Origin of the sequence: Vibrio genomosp. F10 str. 9ZD137 (assembly GCF_049974785.1) — a bacterium.
Classification (GTDB): domain Bacteria; phylum Pseudomonadota; class Gammaproteobacteria; order Enterobacterales; family Vibrionaceae; genus Vibrio.
Genome location: NZ_JBNGCJ010000567.1, coordinates 1 through 6,505 on the forward strand (window position 1 = coordinate 1; position 6,505 = coordinate 6,505).

Sequence of the window (6,505 nt, forward strand, 5' to 3'; positions counted from 1 at the left end):
TGGCAGCGTTAATCCTTTGGTTGGAACGATACCCGAAGCCGCCCCGACATTGACGAGAGTTTGAAACGCAAACCAGATGCCAATACCAAACGCCAAATAACCACCAAACAGTTGGTTGTTTTCAAATGCTTTTTTACCAATAAACAGGGCTTTAAGAACCAGACTAAAAATGAGTAGTAGTACCAAAACCACACCAATGAAGCCCAGTTCCTCAGCCAATACCGCAAATACAAAATCGGTATGTGCTTCTGGCAAGTACTCCAGCTTTTGAATGGAATTCCCTAGCCCCTGTCCGAACCATTCACCTCGACCGAATGCCATCAGTGATTGAGTTAACTGATAGCCGCTCCCGAAAGGATCTTCCCAAGGGTCCAAAAATGACGTCACACGCCTCATTCGATAGGGCTCTGCAATAATCAAAGCAATGACGGCCATGATTCCCGCAACCATTAAGGCGATAAACTGAGATAACTTAGCTCCAGCAATAAACAACATGCCAAATAAAGTCACTAACATCACTATGACGGTACCAAGATCTGGCTGACCTAGTAGCAAAACCGCCAGCGCAGCAAACACCATGATAGGCTTCATAAAGCCGCCAAAAAATGTCTCCCTCACTTCAGCTTGCTTTCTGACAAGATAACCGGCCATAAAAATAAACAACGACAGTTTGGCTACTTCCGCAGGTTGAAGGTTAAATAACCCAAGAGGGATCCAGCGTGATGCGCCATTGACCGACTTACCGATCAGTAACACAACAATAAGTAAGAAAAAAGAAACACCCAGTAACAGCGAACTGTATTGCAGCCATTTTTTAAGCGGGACCTGAAGCACAATCGCTGAGGTAAACAAAGCGAGCAATAAAAAGACGCCATGACGAAACATGAAATGAAAGGGCTGATCGGTTAAACGAGAACTAATAGGAAAAGAGGCCGATGTGACAATGACTAGACCAGTCAGCATAAGACCAAGAGAAATCCAGACCAATTGACGATCAAACAACGGCTCAGGCGCTGTTTGCGAAAACCATTCATGTACGCCCGATAAAATACGCCTAACTTGCATGCTTTTCCTTTGTCTTAATTACGCGTATTGCGATGCCAACTCAATGAAAGCATCCCCTCTCGCCATAAAGTTCGAGTACTGATCGAAACTGGCACAGGCCGGGGAAAGCATCACCATATCGCCTTGTTCCAGTTTTGGAGATATCTCAGCAATGATGTCATTCATAGTTTGATACTTTCTAGCGGATGGGTGCTGGGATAACAGCCTGTCAGCATCGGAACCATAACAGCAAAGTTGGACATTCATTGGGCCGAGTATATCGGCTAATTCTGAAAAATCGGCTCCTTTGCCGTCTCCACCCACAAGCAAATAAAGCGTGCCCTTGCAATCTAAACCCGACAACGCAGCAGCGGTGCTCGCAACATTCGTCGCCTTAGAATCATTGACCCATTTAACGCCTCTATTATCAGCGACGAGCTGACACCGATGAGTCAGGCCACTGTAAGACTTCAGCGCAGAGAGCCCTTTATTAATATTGACACCCACTTGTTCAAGCAATGCCAAAACCACTAAAACATTAGCCACGTTATGACGTCCAACAAGTGTTAACTCTGTTGTCGAAATCACCGGCTTGCCATTGGCCATCAAGTACTCTTGGCCTTCAAATTGGCCTAAACAGTAGTCGCTCAAACTGTCTAATCCAAACGTGATTAAAGATTTGTTCGAATCGACAGGGTACGTGGCTTTATCTTGATGATTAACAATGCACTGTTCTGCATCTTGGAAAATACGCAGTTTAGCCTCGCGGTAGTCCTGCATTCCTTCATAGCGATCCATATGATCTTCTGAAAGATTCAAAAATGCAGCCGCAGCTAAATGAAGACTAGAAGTGGTTTCCAACTGAAAACTGGACAGCTCTAGGATATAGAGATCCGCGTCTTGCTGAAGCAGATCAAGCGCTGGAACACCAATATTACCACCAACGCCTACAGTTAACCCAGATGCTTTAGCAACCACCCCAGAAAGATCGGTAACGGTACTTTTTCCGTTTGAACCTGTGATCGCAATAACCGGTTTATCCACTTGCCAAGCAAAGAGTTCAATGTCTCCAACCAGCTTAATGTCTGCAAGAGAGGCTTGCTGCAGCTCAGGGGTTGCAAGTGCAATCCCCGGATTGACGACAATAAGATCCGCATTTTGGAGCCAAGACGTATTCCAACCGCCCTTGTGAAGCGAAACATTGTGCGGCAGTTCAGCGGCGCCCGGAGGCTCTAAGCGAGTATCAATCACCTGTATCGAAAGTGGTTTTGATACTTGCAAAAGGTGCTTAACCACAGAGAGCCCAGTAATACCAAGGCCCACTACAACAACATTTTCAACCTTATCCCACGGATTCATTTTTTATCCATAATAGTCAGTACATCTGCTACAAAATGATTAACGCACTTTAAGTGTGGCTAAACCGATCAAAACAAGCACGATTGAAATAATCCAAAAGCGAACGATAACACGCGGCTCTGGCCAACCTTTTAATTCATAATGATGGTGTATTGGTGCCATGCGAAAGATTCGCTGCCCACGAAGCTTGTATGAACCCACTTGTAGAATGACAGACAACGTCTCAATCACGAAAACACCACCCATAATGACCAATACGAACTCTTGACGAACCAATACCGCGATAGTACCTAATGCACCGCCAAGCGCTAAAGAACCCACATCCCCCATGAAGACTTGAGCAGGATAAGTATTGAACCATAAAAAGCCTAACCCAGCGCCAACAATGGCCGTACAAACAATCACCAATTCAGACGCCAGTGGGATGTGTGGGATATGCAAATAATTAGCAAAGTTAACATTACCTGTTGCCCAAGCAATAGCAGCAAAACCAGCAGCGACTAGGACAGTCGGCATAATGGCTAAACCATCAAGGCCATCCGTGAGGTTCACCGCATTACTGGTCCCCACAATCACAAAGTAGGTTAATACGATGTAGAACAAGCCCAGCTGTGGCATGACTTCTTTAAAAAATGGCACAACGAGCTGGGTGGCAGCGGTATCTTTGCCATGCCAGTACAATGCAAATGCAACCACCAGCGCAATCGCTGATTGCCAAAAATACTTCCAGCGTGCAATCAATCCATCACTGTTTTTTCTAACGACTTTACGATAATCATCCACAAACCCAACGACACCATAACCGGCTAATACTCCGACGACAGCCCAAACATAAGGGTTGGTTAAGTCAGCCCAAAGCAAGACGGTAATAATAATGGCAGCAAGGATCATGATGCCGCCCATGGTTGGCGTACCTCGTTTGCTAAAGTGAGATTCGGGTCCGTCGTTGCGAACGACTTGGCCTATTTGTAACATCTGCAAGCGTTTAATAAGTCGAGGGCCCACCCAAAGAGACAGACCTAACGCGGTTAAAATACTAACAATCGCTCTAAATGAAAGGTATTCAAATAAACGGAAAAAAGACACATAAGGCTGAAATAACTCTGCAAGCCAAATAATCATGAATGGTTCTCCTTCAAAGCAGCCACAATGTTACTCATCCCCGCACTATTTGCGCCTTTGACCAATAGTGTGTGGTGTCGTTTATTATGCTGTTCTAGTTGCTGCTCAATGTATGCGTTCATACGTTCATGTGTTTCGAAGTGATGACCATTACAGAGATCACTGATCACTTTGGCATCTTCGCCATACGTTAAAACGTACTCAAAATTAAATCGGGCTGCATGTTCACCGACTTGGCGATGAAGTGCAAGGCTTTCACTACCTAACTCCGCCATATTACCTAAAATTAACCAACGCGGGCTTTTAAAACTGGCCAACAAATCAACAGCGGCATGCATGGCTGGGACACTAGCGTTATAACTGTCATCAATTAAATGGATCGATTCCGATATTTCAATCGCTTCGACTCGGCCTTTTACGTTAGGCAAATGAAGCAACCCAAGTTGAATGGTTTCTAAGTCAATACCCAACTCAATTGCCAATGCACAAGCCGCCAGTGCATTCGCAATATTGTGTTGCCCAATAATCCCTAACTGAACAGTTATACTGCCAAGCGGCGTTTGCATCAAAAATTGAGCCGCCCCCATGTCATTTATTGAGATCTCAGAAGCGAAAAAATCAGCTTTGCTGTCGATGACCGAGAAAGTGACCAACCTTTTATCAGAAAGAACCTCATCCCAATAGGCGCCACCATTGCTGTCTAAATTGATGACAGCTACCCCGTTTTTAGGGAGACCTTGGTAGATTTCACCTTTCGCGATTTTCACCCCATCCATAGAGCCAAAACCTTCAAGATGCGCGACAGCCACATTGTTAACCAGTGCAATATCAGGCTTCACTAGCTCAGTTGTGTACGCAATTTCACCAATATGATTGGCGCCCAGTTCAATAACCGCGTAGTCGTCACTGGCTTTTGATCGAAGCAGCGTCAGTGGTGCACCGATATCATTGTTAAAATTCCCTTCGGTATAAAGGACTTGCCCCCGATTCGACAAGATGCCCGCCAACATTTCTTTCACGGTTGTTTTTCCACAACTGCCCGTAATAGCGACCGTCGGCGTTTGGCATTGTAGGTGAACCCACGATGAGACGAGTCCTAATGCTTTCTTCGTATCTTCCACTAGCAGCTGCGGTACATCCACATCGCATGGTCGACTGACGATCAATGCCGAAGCGCCCTTTTCAACCGCTTGCCCAACAAAGTTGTGCGCATCAAAACGCTCTCCAACAAGCGCAATAAATAAAGTACCGGATTCAATATTCCTTGTATCCGTTGAAACTTGATCAATCAAAGCGTCCGGGCCAATTAGCTGTGCATTCAGTACGGCCGCTAATGTCGATAAAGAAACTGAGATCATGATGTTATTCCTAATAATTGCAGTGCTGATTCTCGGTCGGAGTAGTGAACGATTTCATTGGCCATCACTTGATAATCTTCATGCCCTTTTCCAGCCAATAATACAATATCGTTCTCATCAGCTTGTGATAACGCGTATTGCAATGCGAGATAACGGTTGTGCTCAACATAAGCGTCATCTGGGTTATCAAGACCTGCAAGCATATCTGAAACGATCAATTGAGGCGATTCACTGCGTGGATTGTCATCCGTAAAAATGATGTGATCAGCATGAGTTTCAGCGATTTTTGCCATCATTGGTCGCTTACCTGTATCACGGTCACCGCCACAACCTACAATCGCCCATAGTTTGCCTGAGCAATGAACTTTTAGCGCCAGCAGTGCCTTTTCAAGGGCGTCGGGCGTGTGAGCATAATCCACCACCACTTTGGCTTTTTGTGCCGCACTGAACAGTTCCATACGGCCTAAAACAGGCGTAATGTGCTCAGCCGTTTCTATCAAAGATTGTTTATCAAAGCCCAAGCTCAATAAGGTGGTTAGCGCCAACAAAAGATTACTTGCGTTGAATTCACCAATCAATGGGGCGGTAAAGCTACCATCACCAAACTTACCAGAGAAAGTTAACGTAATCCCTGACTCTTGGTACTTAACGTCCGTGGCGAAAACCGTATTTTTCACATCGGAACAAAGCGATAAAGAGACACCAACAGCGTTAGCAAACTCATCACTCCACGCCAAACCAACAGGGTCGTCTATGTTAATGACCGCTGTACCACATTGGTGCTGAGTAAAGAGTGTTTTTTTCGCTTCACCATACTCATGCATCGTCCCGTGATAATCTAAATGATCACGACTTAAGTTGGTAAAAACGCCGACAGAAAACGGTAAGGCACTGACTCGACCTTGAACTAACCCATGAGATGAAATCTCTAACGCGGCATAGTCTGCGCCTTTCTGTGCAAATTGATGAAGTGTATGCTGAATTTCAATCGCGTTCCCCGTGGTATTCATCGCGGGTTGTAAATCGGTTAAAAATCCATTGCCGGTTGTGCCCATCACCACTGCTGATTGGTCGATAAGCCCAAGCCATTGAGCGATCAATTGAGTAATGGTCGTCTTACCGTTGGTCCCTGTCACTCCGATAAGAGAACTTGGCTTTTCAGAATACAAACGCCCCGCTAACGGAGAGAGAAAAGTATCAAGATCGTTGATATAGATAACTGAGATACCTGAAATATCCTCAATCAAACCATGAGACTTTAGTTCGCAAGCTTGAGCAATAACACATGAAGCGCCTTGTTGGACGGCAGCATTAATGTAACGTCGTCCATCCACTTGATGACCTTTCACTGCCACGAAAACATCGCCAGAAGAAACGTTACGACTATCCAGCTCTAAGTGAGTGACTGGTAAGTGATGAAGGGTTGAATCAGACAACTCAATCCAAGGTTGTAGTAACTCACCAAGTGTAATTTCAGAACTCATGCTATTTATCTCTTAGCTAATGACTTTTAAATTGATTTTCATCGGGTGCAACGTTCAATATCTGTAGCGCACCTTTCATGATCTCAGAGAAAACGGGGCCTGCAACCGAACCGCCATAATAATTAGATCGGAAGAGCG

General features: G+C 45.1%; 5 protein-coding genes. All 5 read right to left on the reverse strand.

Annotated features, from left to right (window positions below; genetic code table 11):
- Positions 1–1,065: cell division protein FtsW (ftsW, locus tag ACP45E_RS13780; RefSeq protein ID WP_069585118.1), on the reverse strand; the 1,065-nt coding region annotated here is incomplete at its 3' end.
- A gap of 18 nt (positions 1,066–1,083) precedes the next feature.
- A complete protein-coding gene (murD, locus tag ACP45E_RS13785; protein ID WP_017037745.1) occupies positions 1,084–2,403 on the reverse strand; it encodes a UDP-N-acetylmuramoyl-L-alanine--D-glutamate ligase in 1,320 nt (439 codons plus the stop codon).
- A gap of 39 nt (positions 2,404–2,442) precedes the next feature.
- Positions 2,443–3,525: a phospho-N-acetylmuramoyl-pentapeptide-transferase gene (gene mraY, locus ACP45E_RS13790; RefSeq protein WP_017037746.1), complete on the reverse strand. Its 1,083-nt coding sequence runs from the start codon at positions 3,523–3,525 to the stop codon at positions 2,443–2,445.
- The gene (gene murF / locus ACP45E_RS13795; protein WP_017037747.1) at positions 3,522–4,883 is read right to left on the reverse strand and encodes a UDP-N-acetylmuramoyl-tripeptide--D-alanyl-D-alanine ligase; all 1,362 of its coding nucleotides are present in this window, start codon (positions 4,881–4,883) and stop codon (positions 3,522–3,524) included. The genes mraY and murF overlap by 4 nt, the downstream gene beginning before the upstream one ends.
- On the reverse strand, positions 4,880–6,367 hold the full coding sequence (murE, locus tag ACP45E_RS13800) for a UDP-N-acetylmuramoyl-L-alanyl-D-glutamate--2,6-diaminopimelate ligase (RefSeq protein ID WP_017037748.1): 1,488 nt from the start codon (positions 6,365–6,367) through the stop codon (positions 4,880–4,882). The genes murF and murE overlap by 4 nt, the downstream gene beginning before the upstream one ends.
- Positions 6,368–6,505: the final 138 nt, after the last annotated feature.

What these genes read in the sequence shown, in the direction of transcription:
- mraY (WP_017037746.1), bottom strand. Translation starts at nt 3,525, where the DNA reads ATGATTATTTGGCTTGCAGAGTTATTTCAGCCTTATGTGTCTTTTTTC.
- murE (WP_017037748.1), bottom strand. Translation starts at nt 6,367, where the DNA reads ATGAGTTCTGAAATTACACTTGGTGAGTTACTACAACCTTGGATTGAG.
- murD (WP_017037745.1), bottom strand. Translation starts at nt 2,403, where the DNA reads ATGAATCCGTGGGATAAGGTTGAAAATGTTGTTGTAGTGGGCCTTGGT.
- murF (WP_017037747.1), bottom strand. Translation starts at nt 4,883, where the DNA reads ATGATCTCAGTTTCTTTATCGACATTAGCGGCCGTACTGAATGCACAG.